At 62.9% G+C, this 17,241-nt stretch carries 16 protein-coding genes; 7 read left to right on the plus strand and 9 right to left on the minus strand.

Annotated features, from left to right (window positions below; translation table 11 throughout):
• From AC1DZP_RS28975 to AC1DZP_RS28985, 3 genes are all read left to right on the plus strand, one after another.
• On the plus strand, positions 1-255 hold a 255-nt coding region (locus AC1DZP_RS28975; protein ID WP_477307141.1), incomplete at its 5' end, for an IMP dehydrogenase.
• A complete protein-coding gene (locus tag AC1DZP_RS28980; protein WP_095085797.1) occupies positions 206-829 on the plus strand; it encodes a hypothetical protein in 624 nt (207 codons plus the stop codon). The genes AC1DZP_RS28975 and AC1DZP_RS28980, both read left to right, overlap by 50 nt.
• A 24-nt stretch (positions 830-853) precedes the next feature.
• Positions 854-1,273 (plus strand): MAPEG family protein, encoded by a 420-nt coding sequence (locus tag AC1DZP_RS28985; RefSeq protein WP_477307143.1) that lies wholly within the window; start codon positions 854-856, stop codon positions 1,271-1,273.
• Between the two features lie 213 nt (positions 1,274-1,486).
• Here the strand turns inward: AC1DZP_RS28985 and rnd are convergent, their stop codons facing one another.
• The 7 genes from rnd to AC1DZP_RS29020 form a co-directional block, all read right to left on the minus strand.
• The gene (gene rnd, locus AC1DZP_RS28990) at positions 1,487-2,638 is read right to left on the minus strand and encodes a ribonuclease D (protein ID WP_095085791.1); all 1,152 of its coding nucleotides are present in this window, start codon (positions 2,636-2,638) and stop codon (positions 1,487-1,489) included.
• 75 nt (positions 2,639-2,713) lie between these two features.
• On the minus strand, positions 2,714-3,958 hold the full coding sequence (locus AC1DZP_RS28995; RefSeq protein ID WP_095085789.1) for an MFS transporter: 1,245 nt from the start codon (positions 3,956-3,958) through the stop codon (positions 2,714-2,716).
• Positions 3,959-4,115: 157 nt separating this feature from the next.
• Positions 4,116-5,123, minus strand: coding sequence for a LacI family DNA-binding transcriptional regulator (locus tag AC1DZP_RS29000; protein ID WP_477307295.1), 1,008 nt, complete (start codon positions 5,121-5,123; stop codon positions 4,116-4,118).
• A 153-nt stretch (positions 5,124-5,276) separates the two neighbouring features.
• On the minus strand, positions 5,277-6,290 hold the full coding sequence (locus AC1DZP_RS29005; RefSeq protein ID WP_477307145.1) for a zinc-dependent alcohol dehydrogenase family protein: 1,014 nt from the start codon (positions 6,288-6,290) through the stop codon (positions 5,277-5,279).
• Between the two features lie 52 nt (positions 6,291-6,342).
• The gene (locus tag AC1DZP_RS29010; RefSeq protein ID WP_477307147.1) at positions 6,343-7,113 is read right to left on the minus strand and encodes an L-iditol 2-dehydrogenase; all 771 of its coding nucleotides are present in this window, start codon (positions 7,111-7,113) and stop codon (positions 6,343-6,345) included.
• A gap of 36 nt (positions 7,114-7,149) precedes the next feature.
• Positions 7,150-7,317, minus strand: coding sequence for a hypothetical protein (locus AC1DZP_RS29015; protein ID WP_477307149.1), 168 nt, complete (start codon positions 7,315-7,317; stop codon positions 7,150-7,152).
• A 37-nt stretch (positions 7,318-7,354) separates the two neighbouring features.
• Complete coding sequence (locus tag AC1DZP_RS29020) at positions 7,355-8,674, minus strand: ABC transporter substrate-binding protein (RefSeq protein WP_477307151.1); 1,320 nt, start codon at positions 8,672-8,674, stop codon at positions 7,355-7,357.
• Between the two features lie 311 nt (positions 8,675-8,985).
• Between AC1DZP_RS29020 and AC1DZP_RS29025 the strand changes: the two genes are divergently transcribed.
• The 3 genes from AC1DZP_RS29025 to aspS all read left to right on the plus strand — a co-directional run bounded on the left by AC1DZP_RS29025 (position 8,986) and on the right by aspS (position 13,209).
• Positions 8,986-9,972, plus strand: a complete 987-nt coding sequence (locus tag AC1DZP_RS29025; RefSeq protein ID WP_477307153.1) for a tagatose kinase — start codon at positions 8,986-8,988, stop codon at positions 9,970-9,972.
• Positions 9,969-11,252: a D-tagatose-bisphosphate aldolase, class II, non-catalytic subunit gene (locus AC1DZP_RS29030; RefSeq protein WP_477307155.1), complete on the plus strand. Its 1,284-nt coding sequence runs from the start codon at positions 9,969-9,971 to the stop codon at positions 11,250-11,252. Before AC1DZP_RS29025 ends, AC1DZP_RS29030 begins: the two co-directional genes overlap by 4 nt.
• A gap of 166 nt (positions 11,253-11,418) precedes the next feature.
• The gene (gene aspS, locus AC1DZP_RS29035) at positions 11,419-13,209 is read left to right on the plus strand and encodes an aspartate--tRNA ligase (protein WP_477307297.1); all 1,791 of its coding nucleotides are present in this window, start codon (positions 11,419-11,421) and stop codon (positions 13,207-13,209) included.
• A 117-nt stretch (positions 13,210-13,326) separates the two neighbouring features.
• On the opposite strand, the gene AC1DZP_RS29040 is transcribed toward aspS, so the two are convergent.
• Both AC1DZP_RS29040 and AC1DZP_RS29045 read right to left on the minus strand, forming a co-directional pair.
• Positions 13,327-14,517: a hypothetical protein gene (locus tag AC1DZP_RS29040; RefSeq protein WP_477307157.1), complete on the minus strand. Its 1,191-nt coding sequence runs from the start codon at positions 14,515-14,517 to the stop codon at positions 13,327-13,329.
• A gap of 27 nt (positions 14,518-14,544) precedes the next feature.
• A complete protein-coding gene (locus AC1DZP_RS29045; protein WP_477307159.1) occupies positions 14,545-14,889 on the minus strand; it encodes a hypothetical protein in 345 nt (114 codons plus the stop codon).
• On the opposite strand from AC1DZP_RS29045, the gene parC reads away from it, so the two are divergent.
• On the plus strand, positions 14,845-17,097 hold the full coding sequence (gene parC / locus AC1DZP_RS29050) for a DNA topoisomerase IV subunit A (RefSeq protein ID WP_477228857.1): 2,253 nt from the start codon (positions 14,845-14,847) through the stop codon (positions 17,095-17,097). The two genes, AC1DZP_RS29045 and parC, sit on opposite strands and share 45 nt — an antisense overlap.
• Positions 17,098-17,241: the final 144 nt, after the last annotated feature.

The raw sequence follows: 17,241 nt of genomic DNA on the forward strand, positions 1-17,241 counted from the left end.
GAGGTGCGCGACACGCTGAAACTGGTCCCGGAAGGCATCGAGGGGCAAGTTCCCTACAAAGGACCTGTGTCTGGCGTGCTGCACCAGCTTGCAGGCGGGCTGAAAGCCGCTATGGGTTATGTCGGCGGTCGCGATCTTGCCGATTTCCGCGAACGCGCCACTTTTGTACGCATATCCAACGCCGGACTTCGTGAAAGCCACGCCCATGACGTCACGATTACCCGCGAAAGCCCGAATTATCCCGGCGGAGCCTGATCCGTACGGGCTCTGGCGCAACCTGGCCGCAACGATCCTGCGGCTGTCGCGCCACGCGGCCGCGCTCTGTTTCCTGTCGGCGGCGGTTTTCATCGCCATGACGGTGCTGGAATTCTTCTATTTCCGCCAGTTGAGCGGCGGCCTGGCGTCACTTGATATGCGCTTTCTCGGCTTCACGCCGGACGAAGGCATGGCTTGGCTGACGGCGCTCGGCCGGCGCGGCGGCGAGATCATTCTCGTCTGGCACTATCTGACCTTTGATTTGCTGTTCCCGGCGCTGTTGTCGGTGACACTGGTCAGCCTGATCCTGGCCACCGGCCGGCGATTGAAGAATTTCCGCGTGTTGCCGGGGCAGTTGCAGTCGATCTTCGCGCTGATTCTGGTGCTGCCCTACACACTGGCCGATTATGCCCAGAACATCGCGGTGGCGAGCCTGCTGTCCGATTTCCTGTCGGCCAATCCGGATTCGCTGTCTCTTGCCTCGGCGCTGATCGTCACCAAATTCGCGCTTCTCGCCGTCCCGTTGACCGTCATCGCCGCTTTCTGGCTGGCGGGCCAGAAACACCAGGCTTGACGCCAAAACGGGGCAGGGCAGTTCATGAACCAGACCACGATCTTCTGGCCGTTGCTGGCGCAGGTGCTGCTGATCTACATCGTCTATATCGTCCTGGGCCACCGCAGATACGGGGCGGTCAGGTCAGGTGAAGCCAAGGCCGGTCAGTACAAGCTACGCTCGACCGAGCCGGCCTCCAGCATCACCGTTGCCAGCAATCTCATCAACCAGTTCGAATTGCCGGTGCTGTTCTACGTGCTGTGCCTGACGCTGCACGTGACCAACGGCGTCAACTTCCTGACCCTGGCGCTGATGTGGATTTTTGTCGCGTCGCGCTATTTCCACGCCTGGGTCCACCTGACCAGCAACAATCTGCGGCTGCGCAGCCGCTCTTTCTTCCTCGGTGCTACCGTGCTGGCGCTCGCCTGGATCTGGTTTCCGCTGCATCTGCTCGGAGCCGTGTAAGCATCGCCAGCCTCTCCTTCTCCCCCTGTGGGAGAAGGTGGCCGAGCGAAGCTCGGTCGGATGAGGGGTGTTGGACGGATCAATACCTTGAAGATGTAAGCGACTAAAAGTTCATCGATTTTTCACGCAGCGTTTCTTCCAGCACCCCTCATCCGTCTCGGCGCTACGCGCCGATCCACCTTCTCCCACAAGGGGAGAAGGGCGAGGCCGACGCTAAAGATCGAAAACCGCGATCTTGCGCTTGTCGAACTTGAAGCCGATCTCGCCGCGCACCAGCTTCAGCGCGGCCTCGCCGAACACCGCGCGCCGCCAGCCTTGCAGGGCGGGCACGTCGGCCTCCTCGCCCTCGGCCGCGATGCGGTCGATGTCATCGCTGGAGGCCAGCACTTTCGAGGCGACGCCTTCCTTTTCGGCGACGATCCTGAGCAGCACTTTCAACAGTTCCGACGCCGCGCTCGAGCCTTCGGGCGGCTGGAAATTCTTCGGCAGCTTCGGCATCTGCTCCTTGGGCAAGGCAAGCGCGGCGTTGACAGCGCCAAGCAGGGCCGTCGCCGTCGAGGAACGCTCCCAGCCTTTCGGCGTCGTGCGCAGCTTGCCAAGGGCCGCCGCGTCGCGCGGCGCCTGCTGCGCGACCTCGTAGATCGCGTCGTCCTTGAGCACGCGGCCGCGCGGTACGTCGCGTTCGCGCGCCTCGCGTTCGCGCCATGCGGCCACGGCCTGCACGATCGCCAGTTCCTGCGGTTTGCGCAGCCGCATCTTCAGCCGCTTCCAGGCGTCCTCGGGATGCGGATCGTAGGTCTCGCGCGAGGTGAGGACATCCATCTCCTCGTTCAGCCAGTGAGCACGGTTTTCCCGCACCAGCTCGGCGCTGAGGTGCTGGTAGACCTCGATCAGATGGGTGACGTCGGCCAGCGCATAGTCGAGCTGCTTGTCGGAGAGCGGCCGGTGGCGCCAGTCGGTGAAGCGCGATGACTTGTCGAGCCGCGCGCCGGTGATCCGCTGCACGAGCTGATCGTAGGAAACGCTGTCGCCGAAGCCGCAGACCATCGCCGCCACTTGCGTGTCGAAAACCGGATGCGGAACGAGATCGCCGAGATGGACGATGATTTCGATGTCCTGCCTTGCGGCGTGGAAGACTTTGACCACCGCCTCGTTGGCCATCAGCTTGAAGAATGGCGCCAGGTTGATGTCGGGCGACAGCGGATCGATCAGCGCCGTCACGCCGGGTGCGGCCATCTGGATCAGGCACAGGATCGGCCAAAAGGTCGTTTCTCGAATGAATTCGGTATCGACGGTGACGAAATCCGACTTTTCGAAAGCGGCGAGAACGGTCTCGAGTTCTTTCTGGGTGGTGATGACGTGCATCAAATCGCTTTTGACAGGAGTAAGGTCTTCCTAGATTTCAGCCGGAAGCGCTTTCGTCAAGCTGTGGCGCCATCGTCATGGGGTTCCCGGCCCATCGGAATCGCCGTTTCTTCTGGCCAGCCGCGCGAAAATCGTCGATGTGCGCAACAGCGCGGTGAAGCGGCTGCGCTTGCCCGCCGGGACGCCGGAGCGGGCCTGCATCCGGTAGAGGATGACGGCGATGAAGATCGCATAGACGACGGCGCTGAACACGAACAGCGCGCTCGGTCCGAAATACTGCATCGCCGTCGAGGCGGCGAACGGCCCGCCAATGGCACCAAAGGAATAGAACAACATCAAGGCTGCGTTGATCAGCACGAACTCGCCGGTGTCGGCGCGGTCGTTGGAATGCGCCGCCGACAGCGAATAGAGCGGCATGGCGAAACAGCCGAAGATGAAGATGATGACGAAGTTGAGCAGCGGATTGCTGCCGGCGATGAACACCAGCGCCAGTGCTGAAAGCATCGCGCAGCAGGTCGTCATCAACAGCACCCGGCGCCGGTCCCAGCGGTCGGAGAGGTAGCCGAGCGGATACTGGATGATGGCACCGCCGAAGATGCCGACGCTGACGAAGGTCACGACATCGGCAACCGACATGCCGATCTGCTCGGCATAGACCGGCGACAATGTGCGAAAGGCGCTGTTGGTGACACCGACGGCCATGCAGCCGAAGCAGCCCAGCGGCGAAATCCGCCAGACGCGCGCCAGGTCGAGCTTGACCTCCTCGGGCGGCGTCGGGTTGGAGCGGTCGCCCAGCGAGACCGGCACCAGCGAGAGCGTGATCATGATCGACATGATGGCAAAAATGGTGAAGCCGCCGGCACCGAAGATCGGGATGAGGAACTGGGCGCCGGTCACCGAACCGGTGTCGACCATCCTGTAGATCGCCAGCACGCGCGCGCGGTCGCGATTGCTGACGCCGGAATTCAGCCAGCTTTCGACGATGGTGAACAGTCCGGCAAAGCAGAAGCCGCCGGCAAAGCGCACCGCGCACCACATCACCGGATCGAGAACCAGCACCAGCAACAGGGTGCCGACAGAGGCGATTGCCGCCAGCGCCGAAAAGGCCCTGATATGGCCCACCGCCTTCATGATGCGGGTGATGGCCAGGCAGCCGAGCAGGAAGCCGGCGAAATAGAAGGTGCCCATCAGACCGATGTCGGAGGCGGAAAACCCTTCCTGCGCGCCGCGCAGCGCGATCAGCGTGCTCTGCAGCCCATTGCCGCCAAGCAGGATGCCGGCGGCGAGCAGGAGCGGGATCAGCGGGCGGATGGAGGACATGAAGGAAAACAACCGCTTGTCGTTGATCCTTCTTGAACCATCGCTTCCGTCAATGCCAGCGACAATTCCAAACGGAACTAGGCCGCGCGGATAACCACACTGCGAAAGATGGGAGATCGTCGGCTCTTGGTCTGGCGTTCAGCCAGCCTGCGCCGGCTCAAGCCGAGCTTCGCAGCATCAGTTCCGCGTTGAGCAGGATGCGTCCGCCGTCTGGTTTGGCAGAGGATTCTTCATCCAGCCTTTCCAGCAGAAGTTCGATGGCCAGGCGGCCGATCTCGTTGTAGTTCTGCGCGACAGTCGTGATCGGCGGGCAGGCGTAGCGCGACAGGGGATGGTCATCGTGTCCCGCGACCCGCATGTCGCAGTCCACCCCATGGCCCACCTTCAGGCCCAGTTGATACGCGGCCGCGATCACGCCGAAGGCAACACGGTCGTTGGCGCAAAGCACGGTCCTGGTCGGAAAACCTTGCCCCTTCAGGATACGAAGCGCTTCATCAAAGCCGAATTTCTCGAAATCCCATGACCGCGCGTCGACGACGGGCACGATTTCAGGCGTCATCTTGAACTGCTGCATGGCCTCGACATAGGCGTCCTGTCTGGCCGAGGCGTTGTTGTTGACCAGCGGCATGGCGAAATAACAAGGCGGCTCGCCTGACCTGCAGAGATAATCGACGATGAGCCTGAAGCTCTGCCTGTTGTCGGTGCCGACGAACGACGACGTCTCGTCGAGCGGCGAATCGACGTAGATCAGTGGGATGCTCGATCCGAGTTCGGCCAGGATCCGGTGATGGGACTGCACGCCGAGCGGCGCTATGATGGCGCCGGCAATGTTCATCGATTTGAACGTCTGGATCGCCTGGTCTTCCATTTCGGCGCGTCCGTCGGAAGACAGCACAAACGCGAGGAAACCGGCTTCGTTGGCGATCGTTTCGATACGGCGCGTCAGCGCCATGTAGAACGGATCCGTCGAATTCGGAATGATGACGCCGAGAATGTTGCTGCGGCGGCGATTGAGATTGACGGCGAACATGCTCGGCCGAAAGCCGGACTTCCTTTGCGCGGCCTCGATCACGTTTCGAGTGTTTTTCCGTACCGAGCTGGGGTCGTTGAAATATTTGGAAACCGTCGTGCGGGACAAGCCGACGAAGGCCGAGAAGTCCTCCATCGTCCTGATTGTCTTTGCCATTCACGGGCTCCCTGCTCGAACTGCCGTCGCCACTGTCTACTTGAGTCACCTTTTCGCGGAAAGGAGGTGGGATATTCTTTCCGGGCGCAGGAGACCGCGTGTGGTCCATGGGCGCGGCTGAACTTTTGGAAATCACGGATCCGAGGAAAACTGTACTTTCATCGTCGTTGGGTCGCCGCCGGCTTTGGCGAAGAACGGCAGCAGTTCGGAAAGCGGCAGCCGATGGCTGACAAGCCGTGCCATCGTGCCGTCGTCTTGGCTGAGAATGTCGAGCGCCTGCGGGATGTTGCGGTTCAATGAGTGCGACCCCGCCAATCTGATCTGCCGGCGGAAAATCTCGAACGGCGCGACCGAGATCCTGGCATCGGGTGCGCAGACACCGAAAATGAGCGCCGTCCCGCCATCGGCGGTGAAACCGATCATGCCTTCAACCACCTTGGCGACGCCGGTGGCGTCGGCGACGAAATCGAAGCCCCGCGCCCGCGCCGACAGCGCCTGCGATCCGGACACCAGCGGTTCCAGCCCGAGCGCCTCGGCGAAGGCGAGGCGCTGTTTGCTGATATCGGCGACCGCCACGCTGCTGATGCCCTTGGCCCGGAGCGAGAGGGCAAGCAGCAGGCCGATCGGCCCGGCGCCGAAGACCAGCGCCGTGCCGGGCGTCCTGTTGCCTGCTCCGAGCCCGGCGGCGCCGAGACCATTGAGGACACAGGCGAGCGGCTCGGCGAGTGCTGCCGTGGCGAAACCGAGATCGCCGATCCCATGCAGATGGTCGACGGCAACCATGCTGAACTCGGCGAAGCCACCGTTCTCGGTCACGCCATAGGCCTTCAGGCTGGCGCACAGATTGGTCAGGCCCTTCCTGCAGGCCGGGCAATGCCCGCACGGGATGTTGGGATCGACAGCGACCCGGTCGCCCGGCTTGACGGTGGTGACATCGCTGGCGACCGCCTCGACGGTGCCCGCATATTCGTGGCCGGGGACCAGCGGAAACGCGCCTTCGCCGTAGCGGCCATGCAGCACCTCGATATCGGTATGGCAAAGGCCGGCCGCGCGGACCCGTACCAGGGCATGCCCCGGTTTGATTGTGGGCATCTCCAGTTCCGCCATGCCGGCAACGCCTGCGGCGGTAAATCGGATGGCCTTCATTTCAGTCTCCCTGCTTGGACGACCTTGTCCCGGATGACGCGGCCCGGGCGCGTCAGCTCATCCAGTTGCCGCCGTCGACATTGTAGGTCTGCGCCAGGATATAGTCGCTGTCGGGCGAGGCCAGGAACACGGCGAGCCCCGCAATATCCTCGGGCTGTGCGAATCGGCCGATCGGAACCGATCTGGCCACGGCGGCCTTCTTTTCGCCCGGCTTGAGGCCTTCCCAGCGGGCGAAGTGCGCATCGACAACATCCCAATGCTCGCCGTCGACGACGCCGGGCGCGATCGCGTTGACGTTGATGCCGTGTTTGACCAGCGCCAGCGCCGCCGACTGCGTGGCCGAAATGATCGCTGCCTTGGAGGCGCAGTAAAGCGTCACCAGCGCCTCGCCGCGGCGACCGGCCTGGCTCGCCATGTTGATGATCTTGCCGCCGCGGCCGCGCGCGATCATCACATTGGCCACCGCCTTCATCATGAACAGCGGCGCCTTGAGATTGATGGCGAACACCCTGTCATAGCTCGCTTCGGTGATGTCGGTTATCGGTGCCATGTCGAAGATGGCTGCATTGTTGACGAGGATATCGATGCCGCCGAAATCGCGGTCGACCTCCGCCACGACCCTCTCGATCGCACCGAGGTCGGTGACGTCAAGCTGGATGGCTCTGGCCGCCGCACCGATCGCGGCGGCTGCCCGCGTGGCACGCTCGATGTCGATATCGGCAATCACCACCTTGGCGCCTTCGCGGGCATAGGCTTGCGCGAAACCCAGGCCAATGCCGCGCGCACCGCCTGTTATGAGGGCAATCTTGTTGTTCAGTTTCATCTTCAGATCCAATTCCGCGAGTTTTTGAAAACGCTGTCAGAGCGCCCGGATGGCGACCGGCGCAACGTCACGGGAGACGTGCCCCATCGGACCCTTGACGCCGCCTGAGAAACGCACGGACCCGCTGTGGCGGATCCGTGCATCCTCCAGGCCTGCTACAATGGGAGGCTTTTCAGGCCCGGATTGCCAGGAGGCTGTGCTCATTCCGCCTCCTGGCTCACCTGTCTGGGCTTGAACCCGCCTATTTGATGTAGCCTGCCTCCGTCATCGTCTTCTCCACGGCGGTCTGGGCGCCGTTGAGTACATCGTCGACCGACTGCTGACCGGTGACCGCGGCGGCAATCGCCTGGCCGACCTCGGTGCCGATGCCCTGGAATTCGGGGATGGCGACGAACTGGATGCCGGTATAGGGAACCGGGTCCTTGGTCTGCTTGGTCGGATCGGCGGATTCGATCGCCGAAAGCACCGTCGCGGCGAAGGGGGCTGCTTTCTGGTAGTCCGGGCTGGCATAGGTGGATTTGCGCGTTCCCGGAGGTGCGGCGACCCAGCCCTCGGTCTCGCCGACGCGCTGGACGTAGGCTTTCGAGGTCGCCCATTTCACGAACGACTTGGCGGCATCCGCCTTGGTGGAACTCGCCGGGATGGCGAGACTCCATGCCCAGCCCCAGGCCGAACCGTTGGGCGTGACCGCCACCGGTGCCTTGGCGAAGGCGACCTTGTCGGCAACCTTGCTCTGCTTCGGATCATAGACACGACCCGCCGCCGACGTAGCGTCGATCCACATGGCGCAATGGCCGGAGGCGAACAAGGTCTGGTTCTCGTTGAAGCCGTTGGAGCTTATTCCGGGAGGTCCATCCTTCTTCATCGTGTCGACATACCAGCCGATCGCCTTCTTCCATGCATCCGAATTGATCTGCGGCTTCCAGTCCATGTCGAACCAGCGGCCGCCGAACGTGTTCACCAGCGTGCCGACTAAGGCCATGTTCTCGCCCCAGCCCGGCTTGCCGCGCAGGCACAGGCCGTATTGCTCCTTCGACTTGTCGGTGAGTTTGTCGGCGAATTCGGTGATCTGGTCATAGGTGGGCTGCTCCGGCATCTTCAGCCCGGCGGCGTCGAACAGGTCCTTGCGGTAGAGCGTGAACGAGCTTTCGGCGTAGAAGGGCACGGCATAGAGCTTGCCGTCGACCGTCAGGCCGCTTCGCACCGGCGCGATGAGATCGTCATAGTCATAATCGTCGCCAAGATCGTTGAGCGATGTCAGCCAGCCGCTCTTGCCCCAGATCGGCGTTTCGTAGCCGCCGATGGTCAGCACGTCGAATTGGCCGCCCTTGGTGGCGATGTCGGTCGTGACCCGCTCGCGCAGGACGTTTTCCTCCAGCACCACCCAGTTGACCTTGTTTCCCGTCGCCTTCTCCCATTCCGGCGACAGCTTCTGCATGATGATCATGTCGCCATTGTTGACCGTCGCAACCGTGATCTCCGCGGCCAGGACGGCAGTCGCCATCAGTGCGGAAGCGGCGACCGATGCGGCGAGAATTCCAATACGCTTACCAATTGGCATTTCGTCTCCTCCTTTACGAATGCGCATGTGTAAGTGAACATGCGTATATATTTTATTGCGCTTGAAAACACCCAAGTCAAGCTGCATAGGAGTTGATATTTGGTGGCCAGACCCAGCGCGGCGCACAGCTTCTTGCCATTTGGCACATCGGGCAAGGTGCGTGCGTAGCAAATAAAGTGAACGTACGTGCAGTTTGTGTTGACTTCGCTCGCGATGCGAATTACCTCGGCTACAGGTCAGGAGCGATCGTACAACCCGCACGCCGACACGATCCGCGTCCGCTCCGGCTGGGGAGAGAAGGAATTACAGCAATGAGCTTTTCCCGCCGAAGGGAGATCGCGTCCGAATCCGTGGGGCCGACGATTGCCGCCGGCGAAATCCTGGTCGAGATCATGGCGACGGAGCGGGGTCTGGGTTTCCTCGAACCGATGACGCTGGTCGGCCCTTACCCGAGCGGTGCTCCTGCCATCTTCATCGATCAGGTCGCAAGGCTGGGCGGCGGCGCCGGGCTCGTCGGCTGCGTCGGCCGCGACGATTTCGGCACGATCAATCTGGAAAGGCTTAGGCGCGACGGCGTCGACGTGTCCGCCGTGGCCGTCAGCGATCGTTACCCGACCGGAAGCGCTTTCGTTCGCTACAGACCCGATGGCGGCCGCGACTTCGTCTACAACATCGCCGAATCCGCCGCCGGGCAAATCCGCCTCACCACCGAGGCGCGCCAACTGGCGGACAGGGCCGGTCACCTGCATGTCATGGGATCCACTCTGTCCGTAGCCGGGCTGAGGGACATCGTTGCCTATGCCACGAACGCAGTGCGCGCCCGCGGCGGCTCGACCTCCTTCGATCCGAATGTGCGCAAGGAACTGATCGACGGCGCCGACGGCGCGCAATTTTCGGCCCTGGTCGACGATGCCGATCTGCTGCTTCCTTCCGGCGAAGAGTTGTTTACCGCGGCGGGGGTCGACGATGAATGCCAGGCGGTGAAGGCGTTGATCGCCAGGGGCGTCGGCGAGATCGTGCTGAAGCGCGGGGCTGCCGGCTCGTCCCGGTTCGCTGCCGATGGCAGCAGGATCGACTGCGCCGGCTTCCGGGTGGAGGAAGTGGACCCGACCGGAGCCGGCGACTGTTTCGGCGCGACCTACCTGACCTGCCGGCGCAAGGGGATGGAGCCCGACAAGGCGCTGTTCTATGCCAATGCCGCCGGCGCCCGCAACGTCACGCGGCGCGGACCCATGGAAGGCATCGCCGGCTTCGACGTGCTTGACGGCTTCATCGCCGGGACACAGAGGGCGACATGACGGCCAACCCGCTTGCAGGCCTCGCCACCGCCCGCAGAAACGGATCGCCTCACGGCATCACCTCGATCTGCTCGGCCCATCCGCTGGTCATCCAGACCGCCATCAGGCGCGCCGTCCGGGACAAGGAAACCACGCTGCTGATCGAGGCAACCTGCAACCAGGTCAATCAGTTCGGCGGCTACACCGGGATGACCCCGGACCTGTTCATCGCCTTCGTGCAGGAGATCGCCAGCAGGGAAGGCCTGGAGGCCTCACGCATCATCTTCGGTGGCGACCACCTTGGACCGAACCCATGGCGCGCGGAGCCGGCCGCACAGGCGATGAGCAAGGCCGAAGCCATGGTCACCGCCTATGTCTGGGCCGGCTTCAGCAAGATCCACCTCGACGCGTCGATGGGATGCGCCGGCGAGCCGGCGGCCCTGGACGACGAGACGATCGCCATGCGGGCGGTGCGGCTGGCCAGGGCGGCTGAAAAGGCGGCGCGCGCGAGCGGTGGTGCATTGCCGGTTTACATCATCGGCACCGAGGTTCCCGCCCCGGGCGGCGTCGATCACACGATCAGCGACCTGAGGCCCACCGAAGCGGCAGCGGCGCGCCGCACGATCGACGTGCATCGGCAGATCTTTGCCCGGGAAGGCCTGGCCGAAGCGTTTGGCCGCGTCATCGCCGTGGTCGTGCAGCCGGGCGTTGAATTCGGCAGCCAGAACGTCGTCGCCTACAGGCCGGAGGCGTCGAAAGCGCTGACCGGATTGCTTGATCAGGAACGGTCGCTCGTCTACGAGGCGCATTCCACCGACTATCAGAGCCGCGCGGCGCTGACCGCACTTGTCGGCAACGGCTTTCCCATCCTCAAGGTCGGCCCGGGCCTGACATTTGCCTTGCGCGAAGCGCTTTACGGGCTTGACCTGATCGCGTCCGAAATGGTCGCGGATTACGGCAATAGATCGCTGGCCCGCACGATGGAGCGCGTGATGCTGGCGTCACCTGGCCATTGGCACAGTCACTATCACGGCAGTGACGCGAGCCTCTACCTCCAGCGGCACTACAGCTACAGCGACCGCATCCGCTATTATTGGAGCAACCCCACTGCCGGCGTTGCCGTCGGCCGCTTGCGCGAGGTGCTCAACGGCGTCGCTATTCCCGAAACGCTGATGCGGCAATTCCTGCCGATGGTGCCGGCCGAATTCGGCCCCGCCGGGAATCCCGAGGCTATTCTTCATGCCGCGATCGGCCAGGTGCTGGCCGATTACGACGCGGCTTGCCGTGGGGACGCCGCCTGAATCCGTTGCGCTGTCGCTAGCCAAGGGGCTTGCTGCGCCTGTCGGGCGGCGCCCGGCGCCGCTTGCCTTGACAAATCCGGCCTCCCATGCGCTTTTCGCGCAAATTTTGAGGCCGGGCTGTGATGCTTCGGCCGGCAACGCAGCACCCCGGACCCTACCAATGACAATGCACCGTTACCGCAGCCATACCTGTGCCCAATTGAGGAAGAGCGACGTCGGCTCGACCGTTCGCCTGTCTGGCTGGGTGCATCGCGTGCGCGATCATGGCGGCCTGCTGTTCATCGACCTGCGCGACAATTATGGCCTGACCCAGATCGTCGCCGATCCGGATTCGCCGGCCTTCAAGGTTGCCGAGACCGTGCGTGGCGAGTGGGTCATCCGCGTCGACGGCGAGGTCAAGGCGCGCTTGCCCGAGACCACGAACGCCAACCTGCCGACCGGCGAGATCGAGATTTTCGCGCGCAAGATCGAGGTGCTGTCGGCGGCCAAGGAATTGCCGCTACCGGTGTTCGGCGAGCCTGACTATCCCGAGGATATAAGGCTGAAATATCGCTTCCTCGACCTGCGCCGTGAGACGCTGCACAGGAACATCATCGCACGGACAAAAATCATCGCCGAAATGCGCAGGCGCATGGGCGAGGTCGGCTTCACCGAATTCTCGACGCCGATCCTGACCGCTTCGTCGCCGGAAGGCGCGCGCGACTTCCTGGTGCCGTCGCGCATCCATCCCGGCACCTTCTATGCGCTGCCGCAGGCGCCGCAGCAGTACAAGCAGCTGATCATGGTGTCGGGCTTCGACCGCTATTTCCAGATCGCGCCCTGCTTCCGCGACGAGGACCCGCGCGCCGACCGGCTGCCGGGCGAATTCTACCAGCTCGACCTCGAAATGAGTTTCGTCGAGCAGGACGACGTTCTGTCGACCATGGAACCGGTCATGCGCGGGGTCTTCGAGACCTTCGCCAACGGCAAGCCCGTGACGCAGAAATTCCAGCGCATCCCCTATGATGTCGCCATGCGCAAATACGGTTCCGACAAGCCGGACCTTCGCAACCCGATCGAGATGCAGGCCGTCTCCGATCACTTCCGCGATTCCGGCTTCAAGGTGTTCGCCAACATCCTGGCCAACGACCCGAAGGCCGAGGTGTGGGGCATACCGGCCAAGACCGGCGGCAGCCGTGCCTTCTGCGACCGCATGAATTCGTGGGCGCAAGGCGAGGGCCAGCCCGGGCTGGGCTACATCTTCTGGCGCAAGGAGGGCGACAAGATCGAAGGCGCCGGCCCGCTCGCCAAGAACATCGGCGAGGAGCGCACCGAAGCGATCCGCCAACAGCTCGGCCTTGCCGACGGCGACGCCGCTTTCTTTGTCGCCGGCGACCCGAAGAAGTTCGTGTCTTTCGCCGGTGCCGCGCGCACCCGCGCCGGCGAGGAGCTGAACCTCGTCGACCGCGAGCGTTTCGAACTGTGCTGGATCGTCGACTTCCCGTTCTTCGAATGGAATGAGGAAGAGAAGAAGATCGACTTCGCTCACAACCCCTTCTCGATGCCGCAGGGCGGCATTGATGCGCTGAATGGCGAGGATCTGCTCGGCATCAAGGCGTTCCAGTACGACATGGTCTGCAATGGCTTCGAAATCGCCTCAGGCGGTATCCGCAATCACTTGCCCGAGACCATGGTCAAGGCGTTCGAGACGGTCGGGCTGGATCGCGCCACGGTCGAGGAGCGCTTTGGCGGCCTCTACCGTGCCTTCCAGTACGGCGCGCCGCCACATGGCGGCATGGCCGCCGGCGTCGACCGCGTCGTCATGTTGCTGGTCGGCGCGAAGAACCTGCGTGAGATCACCATGTTCCCGATGAACCAGCAGGCCTACGATCTGTTGATGAACGCGCCTTCGGAAGCAAGCCCGCAGCAGCTTCGCGAACTGGCGCTGCGCGTCGCCGCGCCCAAGAAAGACGCCTGATCACGCGCTTCGGGCAATGCTTTAAAGAACCGCCAGAACCGGTTCTTTCGATTCGCTAATCTCACAAAAAAGCCCGGCATCGCTGCCGGGCTTTTTCGCGTGTCGGGGTCGCTTCGATCAGTCCTCGTTCGCCTTGACGGCGACGCCGAGCGTCTTCGGCAATTCGAGCGGGTTGGACATGGCGCCCGCCATGATCAGCGCGAACGGCACAGATGCCGGCGGTTCGGCCGAGATTTCGAGGCTCTTCGGATCGTCGAGATACTTGCCGACGGCCGCGGTCACCTGCGCCGTCAGTTCCGGATTGTTGAGCTGAGCCATGCCGAACGGCACGATCGCCTTGGCCTGGTTGGCGATGTCCTTGGCCGACATGCCTTGCTGCTTGCCGACATATTCCAGCACCTTGTTGGTCAGCGAATCGTCGTCGAAACGGATCGAGGCGCTGTTGAACGAAAGCTGCTGCAACAGGCCGAGCATGGCCATGCCTTGCGCCGAATTGTCGGCACCTTCGGGCTGTGCCGCCATCTTCTTCTGCATTTCCTGCAGCGACTTGATGAAGTCCATCGTGTAGCCGCCGAGGTCGAAGGTCATGCCGAGCGTGCCGGCGTTCTCGACGGAGATGTCGTATTTCGACAGTTCCATCTTGCCGTCCGTGGGCTGCCAGGTGCCGGCCATCTCGAGATTGCCCGCGATGTTCTGGTAGCCGAGCGCGTTGATGACTTCCTTGGACTTGGGGTCGTCGACCAGCGTCAGGTCGGCATTGAACTTTTCCGTGGTTGCGGTGAATTCCATCGCCTTACCGTCCGCCGGCGGCGTGATCTCGACGGCAAGTCCGTCCATCGAGAAGGCGGTCTTGTCGGCGACCTTGACGGTCATGTTTGAGAGTTCGGCCGACTTGTACATCATCAGCGAGCCCAGTGGACCGGTGGAGCCGTCGGCCGGAACCGTCATGCCGTGGATGACGAAGGGGCTGAGGTTGAGCGTGACGCCGTCCTTTGAGTGTTCGAACGCCGATGTCGACACGGTGGCGATATCATAGCCGCCGTTTGCCTCGGTCACGCCCTCGAGCTTGACGTCGCCGATGGGGAGCGCTTCCTTTTCCGCCGCCGGCTTGATGGCAACGCCCTGCAGCACCATGCTGGTGTTGTCGCCGGTCACGCCGGTCCAGGAGATGTCGACGCCCTGGGCGGAAAGTGCAGCCTTCAGCCGGTCGGCGACCGCTGCGTCCTGGGCGAGGGCCGCGTTCAGCGGCAGCGTGAGCAAAAAGGTCGAAAAGGCGAACTTCTGGAGAGTTGAGCGGTTGATTGTCATCGCAAGGTCCCTGAGAGTGTCCTGAAATTATTTTTCAATTCTTTGCGCCATCACCATTCCGTGACGAACTGGACGGGAAAAAGGCGTGTCCCGGCACAATGGTCGAAAATCACGGTGAAAGGCAAACTCGATCCCACCGTCTTTGCGCAAACCGGTGAATTTGTAATGAAGAGCCGGTTGCCTGATATCATCACGCTTGGCCATAGAGGCCTGATGTAACAGGCTGATGTTGGTCGACATCTCTTGGCCTGCGGTTTCATGTTGCAGAAGCGCCGGTACATCTGTCGGCCCCTTGCCGCGAATCACCCGCTCGGCTAGGTCCAGCCCATGGGAAAAAGGCTTTTGCCGCCTGAAAATGGCGGTGGCGATCATGTCGAACCGGTCGATCTGAAGAAGGCGCTGGAAGAGCGCTATCTGGCCTATGCGCTGTCGACCATCATGCACCGGGCGCTGCCGGACGTGCGCGACGGACTGAAACCGGTCCATCGCCGCATCATGCACGCCATGCGTCTGCTGCGGCTAAACCCCGACCAGGGCTTTGCCAAATGCGCCCGCATCGTCGGCGAGGTGATGGGCAAGTTCCATCCGCATGGCGACCAGTCGATCTATGACGCGCTGGTGCGGCTGGCGCAGGATTTTTCGATGCGCTACCCCCTGGTCGACGGGCAGGGCAATTTCGGCAACATCGACGGCGATAACGCCGCCGCCATGCGCTACACCGAAGCGCGCATGACCGATGTGGCGACCGAGCTGTTGTCCGGCATCACCGAGGATGCCGTCGACTACCGGCCGACCTACAATGAAGAGGACGAGGAGCCGGTGGTTTTGCCCGGCGCCTTTCCGAACCTGCTCGCCAACGGCTCGTCCGGCATTGCCGTGGGCATGGCAACTTCGATCCCGCCTCACAACGCGGCCGAGCTTTGCGATGCGGCTCTTCACCTGATCGAGCATCGGGATGCGCCGGTGGCGAAGCTGATGGACTTTGTCCAGGGACCGGATTTCCCGACCGGCGGCATCATCGTCGACAGCCGCGCCGCCATCCTGGAAGCCTATGAAACCGGGCGCGGCGGCTTTCGCGTCCGGTCGAAGTGGATCCAGGAGGACCAGGGCAGGGGCACCTGGAGCATCGTCGTCACCGAAATCCCCTACGGCGTGCAGAAGGCGCGGCTGATCGAGAAGATCGCCGAGCTCTTGATGGCGCGAAAGCTGCCGCTGCTCGAGGATATCCGCGACGAAAGTGCCGAAGACATCCGCGTCGTGCTGGTGCCGAAGAGCCGCTCGGTCGACCCGGGCATCCTGATGGAATCGCTTTTCAAGCTGACCGAGCTCGAAAGCCGCTTCCCGCTCAACATGAACGTCCTGTCGCGCGGCAAGGTGCCCAACGTCCTGTCGCTGAAAGGCGTGCTGCAGGAATGGCTTGAACACCGCCGCGACGTGCTTGTTCGCCGCTCGAAACATCGCCTCGGCGAGATCGAAAGACGGCTGGAGATCCTCGCAGGCTACCTGATTGCCTATCTCAACATCGACGAAGTGATCAGGATCATCCGCGAGGAGGATGAGCCCAAGCAGGTGATGATGGCCCGCTGGTCGCTCACCGACACCCAGGCCGAAGCCATCCTCAACATGCGGTTGCGCGCTCTGCGCAAGCTGGAAGAATTCGAAATCCGCAAGGAATTCGACGGTCTGAGCGCCGAGAAGAAGCAGATCGAAGCGTTGCTTGCTTCAAACGAAAAGCAATGGGCGACGATCAAGTGGGAAGTCACCAACATCCGCGACAAGTTCGGCCCGGAGACCGAGCTCGGCAAGCGCCGCACCCAGTTCGCCGATGCGCCCGAACATGACCTGACCGACATCGCGCACGCCATGATCGAGCGCGAGCCGGTCACCGTGGTCGTCTCGGAAAAGGGTTGGCTGCGGGCGATGAAGGGGCATCTGGCCGATCTCTCGACGCTGACCTTCAAGGAGGGCGACAGCCTCAAGCTCGCCTTCCATGCCCAGACCACCGACAAGGTGCTGGTCTTCACCACGGGCGGCAAGTTCTACACCATCGGCGCCGACCGGCTGCCGGGTGGCCGCGGCCATGGTGAGCCGATCCGCATCATCGTCGACATGGACAATGACCAGGACATCGTTACCGCCTTCGTCCACGATCCGAAGCGCAAGCTTTTGCTGGCTTCGTATGACGCCAATGGCTTTATCGTGCCGGAGGAGGAAGTCGTCGCCAACACCCGCAAGGGCAAGCAGGTGATGAACGTCAAGGCGCCCGACGAGGCCAAGCGCTGCATCCCGCTCACTGGCGACCATCTGGCCATCGTCGGCGAGAATCGCAAGATGCTGGTGTTCGCGCTCTCCGACATCCCGGAGATGGGACGCGGCAAGGGCGTTCGCCTGCAGAAATACAAGGACGGCGGCCTTCTGGATCTCAAGCCGTTCACGCTCGAGAGCGGCCTGTCCTGGCAGGATTCGGCCGACCGCACCTTCGTCCGGTCGCGTGAGGAACTGGCCGAATGGATCGGCGCCCGCGCCTCTGCCGGCCGCATGGTGCCGAAGGGCTTCCCGAGGACAGGGAAGTTTGGGTAGCTGCTAATCTCCACCTCAAGGGGAGATGTCGCCGAAGGCGACAGAGGGGTCGGTCGACGTTTCATGCGCGGCGCCCCACTCTGGCGGCTGCCGGCCATCTCGCCCTCGCAGCTTCACCATCACCATTTGGACTATCGTCACGAT

Source organism: Mesorhizobium sp. P2_F8 (genome assembly GCF_056403655.1).